The organism is Streptococcus hyointestinalis (assembly GCF_041225505.1).
Taxonomy (GTDB): Bacteria; Bacillota; Bacilli; order Lactobacillales; family Streptococcaceae; genus Streptococcus; species Streptococcus hyointestinalis_B.
In genome coordinates this window covers 39484-59589 of record NZ_JBCLSK010000008.1, presented here as the reverse complement: position 1 = coordinate 59589, position 20106 = coordinate 39484, and the positions used below count along the sequence as shown (strand labels likewise).

14 protein-coding genes are annotated in these 20106 nt (G+C 45.8%); 3 read left to right on the top strand and 11 right to left on the bottom strand.

The genetic code is table 11. The annotated features are described in order from the left end of the window. Nucleotides 1-136: 136 nt before the first annotated feature. The 7 genes from recG to AALA56_RS03480 all read right to left on the bottom strand — a co-directional run bounded on the left by recG (nucleotide 137) and on the right by AALA56_RS03480 (nucleotide 9785). Nucleotides 137-2155: an ATP-dependent DNA helicase RecG gene (recG, locus tag AALA56_RS03510; RefSeq protein WP_369908774.1), complete on the bottom strand. Its 2019-nt coding sequence runs from the start codon at nucleotides 2153-2155 to the stop codon at nucleotides 137-139. After that, nucleotides 2145-3266, bottom strand: coding sequence for an alanine racemase (alr, locus tag AALA56_RS03505; RefSeq protein ID WP_369908773.1), 1122 nt, complete (start codon nucleotides 3264-3266; stop codon nucleotides 2145-2147). The genes recG and alr overlap by 11 nt, the downstream gene beginning before the upstream one ends. Continuing rightward, nucleotides 3263-3622, bottom strand: coding sequence for a holo-ACP synthase (gene acpS, locus AALA56_RS03500; RefSeq protein WP_369908772.1), 360 nt, complete (start codon nucleotides 3620-3622; stop codon nucleotides 3263-3265). Before acpS ends, alr begins: the two co-directional genes overlap by 4 nt. A gap of 99 nt (nucleotides 3623-3721) precedes the next feature. Next, the gene (locus AALA56_RS03495; protein WP_369908771.1) at nucleotides 3722-4777 is read right to left on the bottom strand and encodes a 3-deoxy-7-phosphoheptulonate synthase; all 1056 of its coding nucleotides are present in this window, start codon (nucleotides 4775-4777) and stop codon (nucleotides 3722-3724) included. A 4-nt stretch (nucleotides 4778-4781) separates the two neighbouring features. Then, nucleotides 4782-5816 carry a 3-deoxy-7-phosphoheptulonate synthase gene (locus tag AALA56_RS03490; protein ID WP_369908770.1) on the bottom strand — a complete coding sequence of 345 codons (1035 nt, stop codon included), beginning with the start codon at nucleotides 5814-5816 and terminating at the stop codon, nucleotides 4782-4784. Between the two features lie 94 nt (nucleotides 5817-5910). Next, nucleotides 5911-8451 carry a preprotein translocase subunit SecA gene (gene secA / locus AALA56_RS03485; RefSeq protein ID WP_369908769.1) on the bottom strand — a complete coding sequence of 847 codons (2541 nt, stop codon included), beginning with the start codon at nucleotides 8449-8451 and terminating at the stop codon, nucleotides 5911-5913. Between the two features lie 122 nt (nucleotides 8452-8573). Beyond that, nucleotides 8574-9785, bottom strand: coding sequence for a pyridoxal phosphate-dependent aminotransferase (locus tag AALA56_RS03480; RefSeq protein WP_369908768.1), 1212 nt, complete (start codon nucleotides 9783-9785; stop codon nucleotides 8574-8576). A 185-nt stretch (nucleotides 9786-9970) separates the two neighbouring features. Here AALA56_RS03480 and AALA56_RS03475 point away from each other — a divergent pair, with 185 nt between their 5' ends. Beyond that, nucleotides 9971-10423 (top strand): universal stress protein, encoded by a 453-nt coding sequence (locus tag AALA56_RS03475; protein ID WP_115270986.1) that lies wholly within the window; start codon nucleotides 9971-9973, stop codon nucleotides 10421-10423. Nucleotides 10424-10476: 53 nt separating this feature from the next. On the opposite strand, the gene AALA56_RS03470 is transcribed toward AALA56_RS03475, so the two are convergent. After that, complete coding sequence (locus AALA56_RS03470) at nucleotides 10477-14778, bottom strand: acyl-CoA dehydratase activase-related protein (protein ID WP_369908767.1); 4302 nt, start codon at nucleotides 14776-14778, stop codon at nucleotides 10477-10479. 218 nt (nucleotides 14779-14996) lie between these two features. Here AALA56_RS03470 and AALA56_RS03465 point away from each other — a divergent pair, with 218 nt between their 5' ends. Beyond that, nucleotides 14997-15605, top strand: coding sequence for a TetR/AcrR family transcriptional regulator (locus AALA56_RS03465; protein WP_369908766.1), 609 nt, complete (start codon nucleotides 14997-14999; stop codon nucleotides 15603-15605). Between the two features lie 46 nt (nucleotides 15606-15651). Here AALA56_RS03465 and AALA56_RS03460 read toward each other — a convergent pair whose 3' ends face one another. Next, nucleotides 15652-17052 (bottom strand): Cof-type HAD-IIB family hydrolase, encoded by a 1401-nt coding sequence (locus AALA56_RS03460; protein ID WP_369908764.1) that lies wholly within the window; start codon nucleotides 17050-17052, stop codon nucleotides 15652-15654. Between the two features lie 127 nt (nucleotides 17053-17179). After that, nucleotides 17180-18010, bottom strand: a complete 831-nt coding sequence (locus AALA56_RS03455; protein ID WP_369908763.1) for a PrsW family glutamic-type intramembrane protease — start codon at nucleotides 18008-18010, stop codon at nucleotides 17180-17182. Between the two features lie 189 nt (nucleotides 18011-18199). On the opposite strand from AALA56_RS03455, the gene AALA56_RS03450 reads away from it, so the two are divergent. After that, the gene (locus tag AALA56_RS03450; RefSeq protein WP_369908762.1) at nucleotides 18200-19162 is read left to right on the top strand and encodes an asparaginase; all 963 of its coding nucleotides are present in this window, start codon (nucleotides 18200-18202) and stop codon (nucleotides 19160-19162) included. Between the two features lie 49 nt (nucleotides 19163-19211). Here the strand turns inward: AALA56_RS03450 and scrK are convergent, their stop codons facing one another. Continuing rightward, nucleotides 19212-20093 carry a fructokinase ScrK gene (gene scrK, locus AALA56_RS03445; RefSeq protein WP_164683733.1) on the bottom strand — a complete coding sequence of 294 codons (882 nt, stop codon included), beginning with the start codon at nucleotides 20091-20093 and terminating at the stop codon, nucleotides 19212-19214. Between the last annotated feature and the right edge of the window lie 13 nt (nucleotides 20094-20106).

Below are 20106 nucleotides of genomic sequence, written 5' to 3'. Positions count from 1 at the left end.
TCTAATGAATATGCTTTTTTGACCATAACAAAACACTCCTGTTTCTAGTTTACTAGATTTTCAACAGGAGTGTTTTTCTTGTGTCTCATTTTTGGGGGCTAGTACCGGTCTCTTTTTGTGTTTCTTTTGGATAAGATTAGTCAAAAATGGAGTGTTCTTTGAGGTTTTTGACAACCATCTGCCAGTCTTTTTCCTTGTCCCAGTTTGGTTGGCTGACAATTTGGCTAGATACTCTCCTAGCCTCCTCCAAGATAGCGTAATCTTCGATGATGTCTGCCACTCTAAATTCTGGAATACCAGACTGTCTGGTGCCAAAAATCTCACCTGAGCCTCGCATTTTGAGGTCCGCTTCAGCCAGAACAAAGCCGTCTGTAGTTTCTGTCATGATTTTCATGCGCTCTTTTCCACTGTCTGTCTTGGGATTAGCGACCAAGATGGCATAGGACTGCTTATCGCCACGTCCGACACGTCCTCTGAGCTGGTGCAATTGGCTAAGTCCAAAGCGGTCAGCGTCCATAATAAGCATGATGGTAGCATTGGGCACATTGACCCCCACTTCGATGACCGTTGTGGAGACCAAAACTTGACTTCTTTGCTCCTTAAACGCCTGCATGATGCTGTCTTTTTCCTCAGCTGACATGCGCCCGTGCATGAGGGAAACCTCGGCGCTGTCCTTAAAATAATGACTCAATTCTTCATACAGAGCCGTTGCATTTTTCAAATCAAGCGACTCAGACTCCTCAATCAGTGGCGAGATAACATAGGCTTGTGCTCCTTTTTCCAGCTCTTTTTTGAGCCAAGAAAGAACGGTATCTAACTGCTGATGTTTGACCCAGCGGGTGATGATGGGTTTGCGCCCTGCTGGCAATTCATCAATAATCGACACATCCATCTCACCAAAGGCAGTGATGGCAAGTGTCCGTGGGATGGGGGTCGCTGTCATCATCAAGACATCTGGATTTTCCCCCTTTTCACGCAGAACACGGCGTTGATTGACCCCAAAGCGGTGCTGCTCATCGGTAATGACAAGCCCTAGCTTGTGATAGGCGACATTTTCTTGGATGAGAGCGTGAGTGCCGACAATCATCTGAACGCTACCCTCTCTAATCTGCTCAAGAGCGGTGTCCTTTGCTGCTTTTTTCATCCCAGAAGTCAAAATAGCAATCGAAAGCTCCGGAAAAAGCTGCGTCAAGCTCTCGTAGTGCTGCTCCGCTAAAATTTCCGTTGGAACCATGAGAGCAGACTGAAAACCAGCGCTGTATGCTGCATACATGGCAAGGCTAGCAACAGCAGTCTTGCCCGAACCGACATCTCCCTGCAAGAGACGGTTCATGTGGCTTTGTGAGCGCATATCCTGCAAAATCTCATCTAAACTGCGCTTTTGAGCACCCGTTAGTGAAAAAGGTAGTAACGCTTCTTTAGCCGCTAACTTTTCCTCGTCATAGGCAATAGCCAAGCCGTGCTGGTCGGATTTGCGCCGTGCTTTTAACACTTGCAAGTTCATCTGGAAATAAAAGAGCTCTTCAAACTTGACACGCCTTAGCGCCTGCTTGTACTCTACTAAGTCTTTTGGAAAATGCATGGCAGTGATAGCTTCTTTGCGTGAGAAGAGACGGTATTTGTCGATGAGCACCTGAGGTAGGGTCTCTGGTAAACGCTCCAAAACACCGCTCTCAAAGGCTGTTTTTATAGCCTTCACGAGAATCACCTGCGTGACACCCTGCGTGAGACGATAGACAGGCTGCATATCCTCTTGCACTTGCGCCAATAACTTGATACCCGTCAGCGCCGTCTTTTTACTGTCCCATTTGCCAAAAATAGCCAGCTCGCTGCCTAGCTGTAGCTTGTCCTTGAGGTAGGGTTGATTGAAAAAGCTGACGCTAATCACCACCTCACCCTGCTTTAGCTTAAAACTTAAGCGATTTTTTTGACGTCCATAATATTGGAGATTGGCTGGTGTGACCAAGGTGCCTGTCACCACTGCTTTTTCACCATCTTGAAGCTCAAAAACCGAGCGTGTCTTGTAGTCCTCATAGCGAAAAGGAAAATAAAGCAAGAGATCTGCCACGGTGAAAATCCCCAACTGCTGGAACTTTTCAGCGGACTTAGGTCCAATTCCTTTGAGCTCAGTTAGAGGAGAGTTTTCACTTAACATGAGTCTCACCCTTGTAAAAGCGGGGAATGCGGTCACTCAAAAGACACAGCACCTCATAATTGATGGTCTGACGCTTGTCAGCTACATCTGTAGCTGTGATTTCCTCAGAACCGTTGCGCCCGATAAGCGTCACTGGAGTCCCTAGAGGGTAGGCTTTTGGCAGGCGAATGGTCAGCTGATCCATAGACACACGCCCGACAATCTCGCACCTCTGACCATCTACAAGCACCTCAAAACCCTGCATATCACGTGTCCAGCCATCCGCATAACCAATAGGAATAGTCGCAATTACTTCTTTTTCTTGACTGCGATAGGTCGCCCCATAGCCAACGGCTGCATTTGCCTCAAGCTCCTTGACATGGATGATACTAGAGGTCAACTCGAGTGCTGGCTTCAGGCGATAAGGAAGCTCAAGCTCTCTGCCGCTTGGATTTAGCCCATAGATGACAATACCAAGGCGTACCGCTGAAAAAATCGTCTCGCTATGCCACAGACTAGTCGCTGAATTACTAGCATGCACACGCTTAGGACAATCGCTCAGCTCAGACACTATCTTCTTAAAGGTCGCTAGTTGTTCCTCAAAGTGCTGAGTATCTGCCTCGTCAGCCGTTGCAAAGTGGGTAAAGACACCCTCCACCAAGGCACCTGCTGCTTTTAAGGAACTGATAAGCTGATTAGCGTCCGCACTTGTACGCACACCAATACGCCCCATACCAGAGTCAATCTTGATGTGACAGCGTAAGCCGTCAAGCGCCATACCCTCATGCTCCGCTAGAGCCAGCCAGTCAAGACTGGCTATTGTCAGCACGATGTCGTATTCTTTAGCATAGTCGAGCTGATTGGGCATAACGACACCTAGAACCAAGATTTCCTTTGTGATACCAGCTTGTCTCAACTCCACTGCTTCATCAATATTGGACACGCAAAAACCATCCACACGAGCTTCAACTGAGCGTGCAACAGTCACAGCACCGTGTCCGTAGGCATTTGCCTTGACCACAGCGTAGACAAAGGTTTCACTTGGAATATGCTCTTTAACAGCTGCGATATTATGCTCAATCGCTTCTAAATCAATCAAAGCTTGCGTTGGTCTATGAATACTTGAAATCATTTTACATCCTCCAAAATAACACTTGCTTGTACAAAAGATCCGCTATGCGAAATCGAGAGCCAAGCCTTTCCAGAAAAGGGAGACTTAGCAATATAGGGCGCACCCAAACTGTCATTTAAGACCTCAATGTCCTGAAAGGTCACTTGCCCGATACCTGTCCCCATGGCCTTGGCAAAGGCTTCTTTTGCCGCCCAACGTCCTGCCAAATACTCCGCTTGACGCTTTTGTGAGCTTAGCTGCTTAAAACGCTCCAGCTCTTTTGGGGTCAAAACCTTAGAGGCAAAGCGCCCTCTACGCTCATAGGCCTGCCACACTACGCTAATCTCCTGTAAATCAATACCATGTCCAACTATCATGACATTTACCACCTTTTTATTTGCTACCCAGCAAGCAATAAAGGCTAAATCACCTCTTTACTAGGGGACTTAGCCTTTTCTTATCTCTTACACAAACACTTAGAAAATCAACTCTTCAAAGGAATCATGGCTAAGCGTTGCATGAATTTCACGGATGAGTTTTTCCGTTTTATCCCAGCCTAGACAAGGATCTGTGATGGATTTTCCAAAGACCTCTGGCTGATCTTGACGCCCATCTTCTAGGTAAGACTCAATCATGAAACCACGGACATAGCGATTGATTTTCGCATTCCAGTCACGGTTGATCAGCGTCTGACGCACGATACGGATTTGCTCCAAGTAGTGCTTACCTGAATTGTCATGGTTGGTGTCAATGACGATGAACGGATTTTCTAGCCCCATATCCTCATATTTTGCGATTGCCTTGAGCAAATCATCATAGTAATAGTTTGGAATATTGTCACCGTGCTCATCAAGAGCACCACGCAAGATGACGTGAGCTAGAGGGTTGCCATCTGTTTCGACTTCAGCATTTTGATAAATAAAGTTCTGCGCATTTTGTGCAGCATAGACAGCGTTAAACATGACATTGAGGTTACCAGATGTTGGGTTTTTCATCCCTGTCGGTACATCGATCCCTGACGCCACAAAGCGGTGTTCTTGGTCCTCAACAGAACGTGCCCCAATCGCATGGTAAGACACCAAATCGTCCACAAGACCAAGGTTAGAAGGGTAGAGCATCTCATCAGCCGTTGTCAAGCCAGTCTCTGTGATGACACGGTAGTGCAGATGACGAACAGCAGCCACACCATTGATAAGATCAGGCAGCTTAGACGTATCTGGCTGGTGCATAAGCCCCTTGTAGCCGTCACCATTGGTGCGAGGTTTTGCCGTATAGACACGCATGACGATGAAAATCTTGTCCTTAACTTCGTCTTGCAATTTGGCTAAGCGCTTAGCGTACTCAAGAACAGCTTCTTCATTGTCAGACGAGCATGGTCCAATGACTAAAAGTAAGCGCTCATCTTCGCCTTTGATGATGTTTGCAAGCTCCTTATCACGAGCTTCTTTGCGGACTAAAAATTCCCCTTCAAGTTTTGATAATTCTTTGACTTGTGCGATGTCAATGGTCGCACTTTTTTGATGTATTCCCATTCCTCTACTTGCTTTCTAAGGTTGTGTAAATTTCACGAACCAAGGATTCTGTATTGTCCCAACCAAGGCAAGGGTCTGTGATAGATTTACCAAAGACCTCTGGTTGGTCTTGACGTCCGTCCTCTAGGTAAGACTCAATCATAAAGCCACGAACGTAGCGTCTGATTGTGTCATTCCAGTCACGATTGATAAGGGTTTGACGGACGATACGGATTTGCTCAAGATATTGCTTACCTGAGTTGTCATGATTGGTGTCAATCACGATAAAAGGATTTTCAAGCCCTTGTTTTTCGTACAAATCAATCGCTTCTAAAAGGTTGTCGTAATAATAATTTGGGATATTCTTGCCATTTTCGTCAAGTGCCCCACGTAAAATCGCATGCGCTACGGGGTTTCCGCTGGTTTCAACTTCCTCGTTGTTGTAGAGGAAGGTTTGCTTGTTTTGCGCAGCGTAAATCCCATTATACATCACTTTGAGGTTGCCTGATGTTGGATTTTTCATACCAGTTGGTACGTCAAAACCAGACGCCACAAAGCGGTGCTGTTGATCCTCAACAGAGCGTGCACCGATGGCTACGTAAGACACTAAATCCTCAACCAAAGGCCAGTTTTCTGGATAGAGCATCTCATCAGCAGTCGTCATCCCTGTCTCAGTGATGACACGATAGTGGAGGTTACGCACTGCCTTGATACCGTTAATCAAGCTAGGCGCTGCATCAGTATCTGGCTGGTGCATAAGCCCCTTGTAGCCGTCACCGTTGGTGCGAGGTTTTGCCGTATAGACACGCATAACCATAAAGACACGGTCTTTGACTTCTTCTTGCAGCTTAGCTAGGCGCTTAGCATACTCAAGGACAGCCTCTTCATTATCAGACGAGCATGGTCCAATGACTAAAAGCAAACGGTCGTCTTCGCCTTTGATGATGGCTTCTAACTCACGGTCACGCTGTTCTTTTTTCGCTAAAGCTTCTTGGCTAAGTTTTGAGACGCTACGCACCTCATTGACATCGATTTTAGGACTGAGTGATTTAAATGACATAGAAACTCCTCTAATTATTACTTTTGTAAAGTTTTTTTATTATACCATTTTTAGGAGGAGTTTTGGATAAATTTTCAGAATTTTCTGCAACTCCCTAAAATTGTTTGCGTCCATGACAATTTTTGTATTTTTTCCCTGAACCACATGGACATGGATCATTACGCTTGACGTTAGTAAAATCAAGCTTTTCAACAGGAACATTGGCTGCACCCGGTGCTTTCGCAGCGATATTAGCTGCCGCAGTTGTGGTCGCATGCGCTTCAGCACGCTCACGCTCTTGCTCATGAATTTGTGCTTTCATCATGGTACGTGTCACGTCAAACTCGATTGAGCCAATCATATCTTGGAACATACGGAAACCTTCTGATTGGTATTCGACAATCGGGTTATTTTGAGCATAACCACGCAGACCAACGGCATTACGCAATTGATCCAGCGCATCAATATGCTCTGTCCATTTGTTGTCAACAACCATCAAGATGAGTACTTTTTGGAACTCTAGGATGGCGTCTGGTGTGGAGAGTTTTGAGATTTGTGCATTGTAGACCTTCATCGCACGGTTATAAAGGTTCTTTTTAATATCGTCATCTTTGAGATTACGCAAATCAGAAACGGAAATAGACGTTTCTGGTACCAAGGCAGAGCGGGCAAAGTTGACAATCGCTTCAAGCGCTTCGTTGCGGCTATTACTTGCTCGGCTGTGACTATCAACAGCACGGTTGATGGTACGCTCAATCATAGCTTGAATCTCTGGTGTCAGATCGTGGTCTGCCACGATGACATTGTAGCGGTCACCATAGATAATCTCACGCTGCTCACGCATGACATCATCGTACTGGAGGACTTGCTTACGGGTGTCGTAGTTGTTTCCTTCGACACGTTTTTGAGCAGACTCAACCTGACGTGTTAGCATACGAGACTTGATAACCGTATCGTCGTCGTTCATATTCATGCGCTCAAGGACAGCCTTGATACGGTCAGACCCAAAGCGACGCATGAGTTCATCTTCAAGGGAGAGGTAAAATTGAGACTCACCTGGATCCCCTTGACGCCCAGAACGTCCACGCAGCTGGTTGTCAATACGACGGCTCTCGTGGCGCTCAGTTCCGATAACGCAAAGCCCACCAAGCTCACGCACACCCTCACCAAGTTTAATGTCGGTACCACGTCCTGCCATATTGGTCGCAATGGTCACCGCTCCACGCTGACCAGCATTCATGATGATTTGCGCTTCTTTAAAGTGGTTTTTGGCATTGAGCACTTCGTGTGGCACACCTGCTTGCACCAGCTTTTTAGAAATCAAATCACTGGTTTCAACAGCAACTGTACCAACCAAGACAGGTTGACCTTTTTCGTGACGAGCACGCACATCCTCAACAACGGCATTGAACTTAGCTTGTAAGTTTGGATAGAGAAGGTCTGGATGGTCAATACGAGCTACTGGACGGTTGGTTGGAATGGGAATGACACGCATGTTGTAAATTTCACGGAATTCCTCTTCCTCTGTTTTCCCTGTACCGGTCATCCCTGAGAGCTTGCGGTACATACGGAACATATTTTGATAAGTGATAGAAGCGCTGGTTTTAGACTCCTCTTGGATAGGCACAGCTTCTTTTGCTTCGATGGCTTGGTGAAGCCCATCAGAGAAGCGACGTCCCTCCATGGTACGCCCTGTAAACTGGTCGACAATCAAAATCTCTTGGTCTTCGCTGACAACATAGTCAATATCCAAAAGCATGATATAGTTTGCACGAAGCGCATTGTCAATATAGTGCGTCAAAGCAACATTGTCAATATCATAGAGGTTGTTGAGGTTAAAGTAAGCTTCTGCCTTGTCAATCCCTGAGTCTGATAGACCAATAGTTTTGGTTGGCACATCAATGATGTAGTCATCTTGATTAAGGGTCTTGACAAACTTGTCTGCTCGAATATAGAGCTGATTAGTCTCAGAGCTGACTGGTCCTGAGACGATGAGTGGTGTTCTCGCCTCGTCAATCAAGACAGAATCCACCTCATCGACAAGAGCGTAGTTGAGCGGACGTTGCACCATATCTTCTTGACGAACCACCATGTTGTCACGAAGATAGTCAAAGCCGATTTCTGAGTTGGTTGAGTAAGTGATGTCACAGTTATAAGCTTCACGCTTTTCAAATGGCGACTTGGCTGCAAGGTTAATCCCTACAGATAGACCAAGCCAACTGTAAACCTCACCCATCTCGGTCGCATCACGCTCTGACAGGTATTCATTGACCGTGATAACGTGAACACCCTCACCTGATAGGGCATTGAGATAAACGGGCATGGTCGCTGTTAGTGTTTTCCCTTCTCCTGTACGCATCTCTGGAATGTCTCCGTGGTGAAGAACAATTCCCCCCATAATCTGTACACGATAAGGAAAAAGCCCTAAAACACGCTTAGCTGCCTCACGCACCACCGCAAAAGCTTCTGGTAAGAGGGCATCTAAACTTTCTCCATTTTGATAACGTTCCTTAAATTCTGGCGTTTTTGCTTGTAATTCTTCGTCTGAGAGGGCGCTCATTGCATCCGCATAAGATTCTACTTTCTTAGCTGTTTTTTCGAGTTTACGCAATTCACCCTTGTCATTTTCGACGATACTTCGTAGAAGATTTGCCATTCCTTTTCCTTTCGATAACTATACTTAATCACTCAATTTTATCACAATTTATAAGGCTTTTCAAGAAAGCAATGGGGTTCTTTAGAAAAGAAGGCTAGAGCTTACTCTAACCTTCTCTTCTATTAACGCTTGTATTGTTGTAAAAAGCGTGTGAGTTTTTCCTGCAAGACACTGAGTTCATCTACTCGTGGTAGATAGACGATTCTAAAGTGGTCTGGTGTCGCCATATTAAAGCCTCGACCGTGTGTCAAAAGTACCTTTTCTTGCTTCAAGAAATTAAGCACAAAATCTTCATCGTCCTCGACACGGTACATGTTGGTGTCAATCTTAGGGAAGATATAGAGCCCTGCATTTGGCTTGACAGCCGACAAACCTGGAATATCCTTAATCGCATCGTAAATGAAATTACGTTGCTCATAGAGACGCCCGCCTGGCAGTAACAGCTCATCAGAGGACTGATAACCACCAAGAGAGGTTTGGATGACTTGCTGAGCAAGGACGTTTGAACACAAACGCATGTTTGAGAGCATATTGAGCCCTTCGATGTAACCTTTGACATTGCGCTTAGGACCAGCGAGCACCATCCAGCCGACACGAAAACCACAGATACGGTGCGACTTGGACAAGCCAGACATGGTCACTGTAAAGACATCATCAGCGATAGAGGCAATAGGAATATGCTTCTTACCATCCATGACCAGACGGTCATAGACCTCATCTGAAAAGATAATCAAATCATTTTGATGAGCGATGTCCACAATCTCCTCTAGGAGTTCACGAGGATAGACCGCTCCTGTTGGGTTGTTAGGATTGATGAGGACAATAGCTTTTGTGTTGGATGTGATTTTAGACTTGATGTCCTGAATATCTGGGAACCAACCTGCCTGCTCGTCACAGATATAGTGCACGGCATTGCCTCCTGCTAGACTGATACACGCTGTCCACAAAGGATAGTCAGGCATAGGCACCAAGACCTCATCGCCATTGTCAAGAAGAGCCTGCATGGACATGGAAATCCCTTCACTAACCCCATTGACAACATAAATGTCATCAATGTCCACATGAACATCCTGCAGCTGATAATACTGCATAATCGCCTTACGGGCTGAAAAAATCCCCTTAGAGTCTGAATACCCTTCAGAGTCTCTCGCATTGCGAATCAAATCACGAATGACCTCATCTGGCGCTTCTAAGCCAAACTCGGCAGGATTTCCTGTGTTTAGTCGGAGAATCTTCTCCCCGTTTGCTCGCATGCGGTTAGCTTCTTCAAGCACTGGACCACGGATATCATAGGCAACATGTTCTAATTTAGATGATTTATCAAATTGTTTCATACCTTCACCTCATTTCCCCTATTATAACCTAAATCCTCCAAAAAGAGAATTATTTTTAATAAACTGTCCAACTAAGCATTTTGTCAGACCTTTTAAAAATTTCAGAAATATTGCATAAATCGCTTTCAAGATTTTCCAAAAAGGAGTATAATAAACATACAAAGTAAAGTTAAGGAGAAAAGATTATGTCTCATCATTATCAACATATCATGGTTGCCATTGACGGTTCTTATGAGTCTGAATTGGCATTTGAAAAAGGGGTTAACGTCGCTCTTAGAAACGGCGCTGAGCTGATTTTGACACACGTTGTGGACACACGTGCTCTTCAAAGCGTAGCAACTTTTGACACCTACATTTATGAAAAATTAGAGCAGGAAGCAAAAGACGTTTTGGCGGATTATGAAAAACAAGCACGTGAAAGAGGACTTGACAACATCAAGCAAGTCATCGAGTTTGGTAATCCAAAGACTCTCCTTGCTCGTGACATTCCTGACAAGGAAAATGTCGACCTTATCATGGTCGGAGCAACTGGGCTCAATACCTTTGAGCGCTTGCTTATCGGCTCATCATCTGAGTACATTCTAAGACACGCTAAGGTGGATTTGCTCATCGTGCGTGATAGCGAAAAGACATTCTAATCTATTGTGTTCCCACTTTAAAACCAGCTGCTTGTGAGCAGCTGGTTTCTTTTTTAGGATTGTAGCGCTTTTTCTTTTTGCATTTTCTTGGCGGTTGTCATCATCAAGCGAATGCGGTTGAGTTGGTTGACCTCTGATGAGCCTGGGTCGTAGTCCACAGCAGCGATATTAGCACCGTGATACTGGCGGCGTAGCTCTTTCATCATGCCTTTTCCGACGATATGGTTTGGTAGGCAACCAAACGGTTGCAGACAGACGATATTTTTGACGTCGTTATTGAGCAACTCAATCATCTCACCCGTCAAGAACCAACCCTCACCTGTATGGTTTCCGATAGAGAGGATTTTTGAGGCACCCTCTGCGATGTCATAAATCGATTCAATTCCCTCAAAGCGCTCAGACTTTTCAAGCGCCTTGTTCATCGGTTTTTCTAGAATATTGATGACATCAATGGCGAGTTTGGCAAAGCGTTTGGACTTTTGACTCATGTTGAGCTCATCGGCTTTCCAAATTTGATTGAACAAGGAGTAGTTCATAAAGCCAATCAAGTCTGGTACAACGGCTTCGCCTCCTTCTGCTTCGATGATACCGACGATGTCGTTATTAGCTGTTGGAGCGTATTTGACCAAAATCTCACCGACCACACCGACACGTGGCTTGCTATCAAAGTCAATGGTTGCAAGAGTGTCAAAATCACGGATAATACGCTTCATATTGCGGTTAAACTCAAAGTAAGAACCGTTTTTGACATTGTGTCTTGCTTTTTCCAGCCACTTTTTATACAGAGCGTTGGCAGAGCCTTCTTCCGCCTCATAAGGACGGACACGATAGAGGACACGCTCAAAGAGGTCGCCATAGAGAACACTGATAAAGAGACGTTTGACAAAGCCATAGTTGAGGATAAAGCCTGGGGTTGACTCCGTTCCTTGATTGCCCATAGAAATGGAAACTACAGGAACTTGGGAAAAGCCAGCGTCTTTTAGCGCTTTTCTAAGGAGTGGGATGTAGTTGGTCGCACGACAGCCACCACCAGTCTGTGTCATCATGACGCTGGTATTGTCAAGGTCGTACTCGCCACTCTCAAGCGCCTCAACCAGCTGACCAATAGAGATGATAGCTGGGTAGCAGGCGTCATTGTGGACATACTTGAGCCCGACATCTACAGCGCCCTTGTCCATAGAAGGTAGCACCACCACATTGTAGCCACTTTCTTTGAAGGCTTCTTCGATGAGACCGTTTTGGTGAATAGGAGAGAGCACTGGCATGAGAAGCGTGTGCATTTTTTTCATCTCCTTAGTAAAGACAGGCTCCTGCTTTGTCTTGCTATCTTTTTGGCTATCGTATTGAGGGGCTTGGTTAAAGATATGGTCAAGCTTAGCTTTTTTGAGCTTTTGATCACGCTCTTTCACCGCTGCTTTCAAAGAACGCAGGCGAATGCGAATAGCACCGAGGTTACTACCTTCATCAATCTTGAGAACGGTGTAGAGTTTATTGTGTCCACGCATGATTTCTTCGACTTGGTCTGTCGTTACAGCGTCAAGCCCACAACCAAAGCTGTTGAGTTGCACCAGCTCGAGGTTTGGATTTTTAGCGACAATCTTCGCCGCAGCGTACAAGCGAGAATGGTAAACCCATTGATTGACCACACGCAGACCGCCTACCTCCTCAAGCCCAGACACCATGTCCTCTGTCAAGACATGAAAACCTTCTTGCGTGATGATGTTGGCAATACCGTGATTGATTTCAGGGTCAAGGTGATAAGGACGCCCAGAGAGGACAATGGCCTTTTCACCATTGATAGAAAGACTGGTCAGAAGCTCATCTGCCTTGTCCTGCAAGTCTTTCTTGAAATCAGCAAGCACCTGATAGCCATGCTCAACAGCCTGCGTGATGTCCTCAATCGTCATGTCCTCATAGTCAGCAAAAGATTTGGCTAGGGACTTGACCACACTGTCATGGTCAGCCAGATTGACAAAAGGATGGAAATACTTGACCTCGCCATCACGGATAGGGTCCATATTCTTTTCAATAACTTCTGGATAGGACTGAACGATAGGACAGTTAAAATGGTTAGGCGCTTTGCTATTTTCCACTTGCTCGTAGATGACGCTTGGGTAGAAAATAGCGTCTACCTTGCGGTCAATGAGCGACTGGATGTGCCCGTGCACCATTTTAGCTGGGTAGCAGACCGTGTCACTAGGAATGGTCTCAATCCCTTTTTCATAGAGCTTTTTGTCTGATTTTTGGGAAATCTGAACACGAAAACCAAGGTCAGTCAGCACCGTGTGCCAGAGAGGATAGTTTTCGTACATGTTGAGCACACGTGGCAGACCAATGACACCGTGTTTTGCCTCACGTTTTGAGAGAGATTTGAACTTGAAGAGTTTTTTGTATTTGTAGTCAACCAGATTTTCTTTTTTGTCTTTCTTGTCAAACTTCATCTTGGTGACTTTTTCAGCACCACGTTCACAGCGATTGCCTGTGACAAACTTGGAACCGTCATTGAAAATCGTCACGGTCAGAGCACAATTATTTTCACAAAGCCCACAGCGTGTAAATTCTTTCTCAGAGGTAAAAGCGTCAAGCTCATCTAGCGCCATAAGGCTTGACGGTACTTCGTTTTCCTCGTATTTTTCCTGAGCGATAAGGGCACAGCCGTAAGCTCCCATGAGTCCAGCGATACTTGGACGCACGACCTTGCGACCACTAACCAGCTCAAAAGCACGCAGAACGGCTTCGTTGTAGAAAGTCCCTCCTTGAACAACGATTTTTTCGCCTAGGTCTTCTGGGCGTTTGACCTTGATAACCTTGTAAAGGGCATTTTTGATAACCGAGTAAGACAGCCCTGCTGAGATGTCAGCAACCGTTGCGCCTTCTTTTTGTACCTGCTTGACCTTGGAGTTCATAAAGACAGTACATTTTGAGCCTAGGTCAACAGGATTTTTGGCTAGAAGTGCGACTTGGGCAAAGTCTTTGACGTCGTATTTCAGCGATTTGGCAAAAGTCTCAATGAAAGAGCCACAACCTGAAGAGCAAGCTTCGTTGAGCTGAATACTTGATAGCGCACCATCTTGGATACGCATGGCTTTCATATCCTGACCACCAATATCTAGGATAAAGTCACAGCCTGGGTTAAAATAATTGGCAGCCTTGTAGTGAGCCACGGTCTCAACCTCGCCATTATCCACACGCAGAGCCGCCTTTATCAAGTGCTCACCATAGCCTGTGATACAGGAATTAGCGATAAAAGCTTCTTCTGGCAATTGATGATAGACTTCCTTTAGGATGTCAATGATATTTTCCAAAGGTTGCCCTTGGTTATTGCCATAATGCTCAAAGAGAATGTGACCATCTGGGTCGGTCACAATGACCTTAGACGTGGTAGAGCCAGCGTCGATACCCAAGAAAACAGGTCCACGAGCCTTCTTGATGTCCTCATACTCAGCGCTAGCTGCATTGTGACGTTCTCGCCAAGCGGATAGCTCGTCCTCGTCATGAAAGAGCACATCTAGGGTATTTTTAGGCACAAGGCTGCTTGCGCTATTGTCTTTGAGATTTGTGATAATGTCGCTAAAGGTCAGCTGTGTTTGATTGTCATCAAGTGCCGCTCCCATCGCCACAAAGAGCTGTGGATTCTCTGGGAAGATGACATTTTCTGGCTGAATATCCAAGGTCTCAATGAAACGCTTGCGCAGCTCACTCATGAAATAGAGCGGACCACCAAGAAAGGCGACATTTCCTGTAATCTTGCGCCCTGAAGCTAGTCCTGCGATGGTCTGGTTGACCACCGCTTGAAAGATAGAAGCTGCGATGTCTTCCTTACGTGCCCCTTCGTTGATGAGTGGCTGTACATCCGTTTTGGCAAAGACACCGCAACGACTGGCAATGGGATAGATGGTCTCATAGTTTTTAGTCAGCTCATTGACCCCATTGGCGTCGGTCTTTAACAGCTCTGCCATTTGGTCGATAAAGGCACCTGTACCACCTGCACAGGTCCCATTCATCCGCTGCTCAAGCGCCTCGCCAAAGAAAGTCATCTTGGCATCCTCACCACCCAGCTCAATGACAACATCTGTCTGCGGGATAAACTTTTCAACGGTCGTTGTTGCTGCAATCACTTCTTGGACAAAAGGAATATGCGATGCGTCTGACAGCCCCATCCCACCAGAACCTGTGATGGCAATACTCACCTCATGCTCACCAATCTCATCAATCGCCTCTTGCATGACCTTGATGGTTGCCGCTTTGACATCAGAAAAATGACGCTCATAGCGAGCAAACAACAACTTATAATCTTCATCAAAGACAACAACCTTAACCGTCGTTGAGCCTACATCAATACCTGCTCTATACATAACTTCTCCTCTTCTAGAAAGCAGCTACTTTCTCTTGTGCCTTAGAAGACTAAGACTATCCTATTTTTCATACGAACAACAATCTGTTGCTTATTAAACAACTCGTTTGTTATAATAGTATTATAAAATGATTATCTTCAAAATCAACCGTTAATTTTGACAAAAGTGTTTGTTAAGCAATAGTGACCAACAATGTGTTGCTTATCTTGGAGGCTGTTATGAAAAGGACAGACATTCGCTATTTACGAACTGAAAAAATGATTTTTGATGCACTGACGGATTTATTGAGCGAAAAGCCCTATGACAAAATCACTGTGCAGGACATCGCTGATCGGGCTATGATTAACCGTGCGACTTTTTACGCACATTATGCCGACAAGGACGAGCTCTACCACTTCATCATCACGCACATCCTAGAAGAGCTCTCAGAGATGATTGACAAGGCGCAAGCCACCACACCCAGCTCTGTCGAGGTCAAAAAGGCTGAAAAAATGCTCTACAGCTACTACAATAACCTCAAAAAGCACACCGCCATCGCAAAAATTGTCTCAAAGAGCAGCTCACGTGAGGAGTTGCAACATAACTTTGCTAGGCTCTTGCATGAAAAATACGACGATTTGTTTGACAAGGTGCAGGTGACAGAGTCTGGAATGCCTGTTCCGACAGACTTTATCGTGACTTATCTGGCGAGTATCTTTGTTGGGACTCTTCTTTGGTGGATTGAGTCGGACTTTGCTATAGACTCTAGAGACTTGGCAAGGCTCGTTATCAAGCTCATCAGTAATGGTCATCTCACTGTCATGGGTATCAATATCAATCGTGACTAAGAGGACAAAAAACGCTTCTGCTGCTTGCAGAGGCGTTTTATCATGTTTATTTAGAAGAGCGGTTTTGGCTGCGGTTGAGTGCTTTTTGCAGCTGACGGTCAAGCTCTCGCTTAATCTTAGGCTCTGGCGCAAAGCGCTCTTCCCAGTCGTCTGGTTTTAGGACTTTATGCGTCACAGGGTCAAAGTGAGCTTTGCCATCAGGGAAGATTTTTCCCATATTTGCCTCATGAACGGTGTCAAAAAAGGGCTTAGGGTCAACACCCATGAGGACAAAAGAACCATAAGTCAGATAGAGCAAATCCACCAAGGCGTCCACTTCGCCAACCAAGGGCGTCTCTGGGTGCTCTTTGGCTTGGACTTTGCTAGCTGCCTTATCCACAGCCGCATGCAAGTCTAGAACGGATTGGGTAAAGGTCTTTTTGTCGCCTTGGCTCGCTGCATAGAGAAACTCTACGATTTCTTCTACCTTGAAATCCGCTCTATGCCCAGCTTCCTTAGAAGCGTAGAGCCTTGGTGTTTCATTGGTTTCACCATCCATGAGCTCATGGAAATCTTTGACCTTGTTAAAGTTACTATCTCGACTATCAAAACGAGCTTCATTGTCCAGATGAATGAGTCCGTAGTGCGACAAGGCTTTTGCGATACCGTCGCTGTTGTTGGTCGCTGTAGTGTAATCAGCTGACGCTTTAATCTTGTCATCCGCATTGCCCATAGCAACGCCTAAACCAACACCAGACAACATCTCAAGGTCATTTTCAGAGTCGCCAAATGCCATGACCTCAGACAGGTCAAATCCAAAGTAGCTACCAGCTGTCTCAATCCCCTTTATCTTAGACTGCCCTTGGCTAATCAAGTCCGCAGAGTATGGGCTACTCCTAGTCACTTGAAGGCTTGGAAACTTCGCCTTTATCTTTTCCGTGTCCTCCTCTGTCGCCACCATGACAATCTGATAAATAGGTTCTCTCAAGAGTGTAAAGAGAGCCTTGGTGTTTTGTGGCTTCAACCGCCTAATCAAATGCTTAAAGCTCCGCCCAACCGTTCCTGTCATCCGACGAGGGACAAGGCTGCTCACCCATTGCCCGAAGCGACTCGTCCCAAGCCCAATAATGCCAGAGCCGATAAGCCCAGACGCTGTGCCTAGCGAGATGTCACGGCGTTTCTCACTAGCGTAGCGAATCACACGGTAAACCAGCGCACGAGGAAGCTGCTCCGTTGCTACGACCTTGTCTCTAGTGTAGATATACTGACCGTTGTAGGTGATGGCTATATCAAGCCCTAAATTCTCCAAATACGGATGTACAAAGCTAGGTCCTCGCCCTGTCGCAACCCCCACTACAATCCCTTGCTCCTTTAAACTTGTAATAGCTCGCCGTGTGGACTTTTGTACATTTTTACGGTCATTGAGAAGAGTCCCGTCAATATCAAAAAATACTGCTTTAATTGCCAAAATGTTTACGCTCTTTTCTTATTCTTCAATTCAACACATACCATATCTTTATGCTATTATACCCTCTCCTTGAGCTTTTGTCACCTTTACAAACCTAAAAACCTAGGGGAGTTGACCTAGATTTTTGCTAAATGACAAGTTCTTGCTTTTCATCTGGGATATTGCTAATCTTGGTGATAGCGTGGTAGAAGAGCGCATAGCCAACAGTCGCCAAAATCGCACTGGAGTTTGGAACGTCCTCAAAAGGAGAGTTGAGAACAAAGTGTAAAAAGACTGGAAAGACAAGCCAGAAAATAGCTTGCGCTTTGGAGATAGCCTTGCACCTACCAAGCAGAGATACCAAACCTAGGGCAAACAATGACGCAAAGAGCCAGTGAGATACTGTCGCTGACGCCACACGGTCAATCGCCGTTGCAAAACCAGACTCGTGGAATTGAAAAACAGACTGAAAGACATAGATGACGTCCTCAACAATCTCAAAGCCAACCCCTACAATGATACCAATGGTCAAACCTTGCTTGAGATTAAGACGACGGCAGAGCAAAACAACCAGCAAAACAGCAAAACCTTTTGAGAGCTCCTCAGTAAATGATGCCGTTAGGGCTGCTCCCCAAGCGCTCAAAAAGTCTTTAGACAGCTTCATCTCAATCAGCAGTTTTGAGAGCTGCATATTGCCTAAAATCCCTAGATAAGTCGAGATGAAAGCCCCCGTCAGAGCGCTTAGTATGACCGCTTTTTTAGAGAGCTGCACTTTTTGGACGATTTTTCGGATAATCAGCACAAAAGGTACAAAGTAGATGAGGAGCAAAGAGCTGGCTAAAAGAAAGTTCTGATAGAGGTCATTGGCGCCTTTTTTAACCATGAGCGTCTGGCAGAGATAGCTAATGCCCGCTACGACTAAAAAGACCAGAACCAGCATGACCAGCTTGTCACGAAGTGTTGGGATATCTTTTTTCACGATATGCCTCCTTTTTTAATGGTGTTATCATTATACGCTTGTATTATATAACTAAGTCAATAGTTTGTCAAGATATTTTGACAATCAGAGGACTAAAAAATAAGACGAGGACATTTTTTTGACAAATGAAGGCTCTGCTCATTTTCTTTCTATGATAAAATAGTAGGTACTAGGAAAGGATAAATAATCATGAAACACATTCTCGTCCTCCACACAGGAGGTACTATTTCCATGCAGGCGGACACCAACGGTCATGTCACGCCCGAAAATGACAACCCCATGAACCATGTCTCGGTGGATTTGGAGCATATCACAGTCACGGCAAAAGACTTTCTCAACCTGCCAAGCCCACACATCACACCTAAGCACATGCTAGCACTCTACCACGAAATCAGACAAAATGCTAACAGCTATGACGGTGTGGTCATCACACACGGCACTGACACGCTAGAAGAGACCGCTTATTTTCTAGATACCATGACGCTGCCTGATATTCCTGTCGTTCTCACAGGGGCTATGCGCAGTTCCAATGAACTAGGTAGCGACGGTGTCTACAACTACCTCTCAGCTCTTCGTGTCGCAAGCCACAAGCAGGCTAAAGGCAAGGGCGTCTTGGTTGTGATGAATGATGAGATTCACGCTGCTAAGTACGTCACCAAGACCCACACGACAAACGTCTCTACCTTTCAAACGCCAACTCACGGACCGCTTGGTATCGTCATGAAGCACGAAATCCTCTTTTTCAAAAGAGCTGAAAAGCGTGTGCGCTTTGACCTAGAGGCTATCTATGGAACCGTCCCTATCGTCAAAGCTTACGCAGGGATGGGCGATAGCGGGATCATCAGCTTTTTATCCCCTGACAATATCGACGGGCTGGTCGTTGAAGCGCTCGGCGCTGGCAATATGCCACCAAAAGCAGCTGCAGAGATAGAAGCCCTCACAGCCAAAGGTGTGCCTGTCGTTCTGGTTTCTCGCTGCTTTAACGGTATTGCTGAGCCTGTTTATGCCTATGAGGGTGGTGGTGTGAGACTACAAGAGGCAGGTGTCATGTTTGTCAAGGAGCTAAACGCCCCAAAAGCCAGACTAAAACTCCTCATCGCCCTCAACGCTGGTCTCAAAGGACAAGCGTTGAAGGAGTATATCGAAGGTTAAACGCAAAAAGACTAGGCTACCCTAGTCTTTTTTCTTCTGTTTTGTCACCTTAGCGCTCTGACACTTTTTTTGCGAGTGCAAAGTTACCAAGCGTAGCTGAGCCATTTTCAGCAATAGCCGGTGTTACGATATAGTCACGCACATCTGGCGTAGGAAGGTAGTCATTCATCAAGCCTTCAAACTTCTCACGCACACGGTTAAGCATGTGCTCCTGCGCCATAACGCCACCACCAAAGACGATGACCTGTGGGCGATAGAGAAGCGTTGCTTGAACCGCTGCTTGAGCGATATAGTAAGCTTGGACATCCCAAACCGTTGAATTTTGCTCAATCAACTCACCACGTGTTCCTGTGCGAGCTTCTAGGCTTGGTCCTGCTGCTAGCCCTTCTAGGCAGCCATTATGAAATGGGCAAGTGCCGACAAAGTCATTAGCACGGTCTTGTGGGTGAACCGCCACATAAGTGTGCCCAGCCTCAGTGTGCCCTGTACCGCCGATAAACTCACCACGCTGAATAGCGCCAGCACCGATACCAGTCCCAATCGTGTAATAAACAAGGCTGTCAACACCCGTGCGCACCATAGCCTCACCATAAGCAGAGCTATTGACATCAGTCGTAAAGTAAAACGGCACCTTAAACTCTTTTGAGATCAGACCAACAAGGTCAACATTTGACCAGTGCTCTTTTGGTGTTTTGGTGATGTAGCCATAGGTCGTTGAGTTTTGGTCGATATCAATCGGACCAAAAGACCCGATAGCAACACCTGCCAAGTCCTCCTCAAAACGCTTGAAAAAGGCTACTGTACGCTCAATCGTTTCATAAGGCGTTGTCGTTGGAAACTGCACTTTCTCGACAATTTGAAAATCCTCATCTCCTACAGCACAGACAAACTTTGTCCCACCTGCCTCGACACTACCGTATAATTTTGCCATATTATTCCTCAAA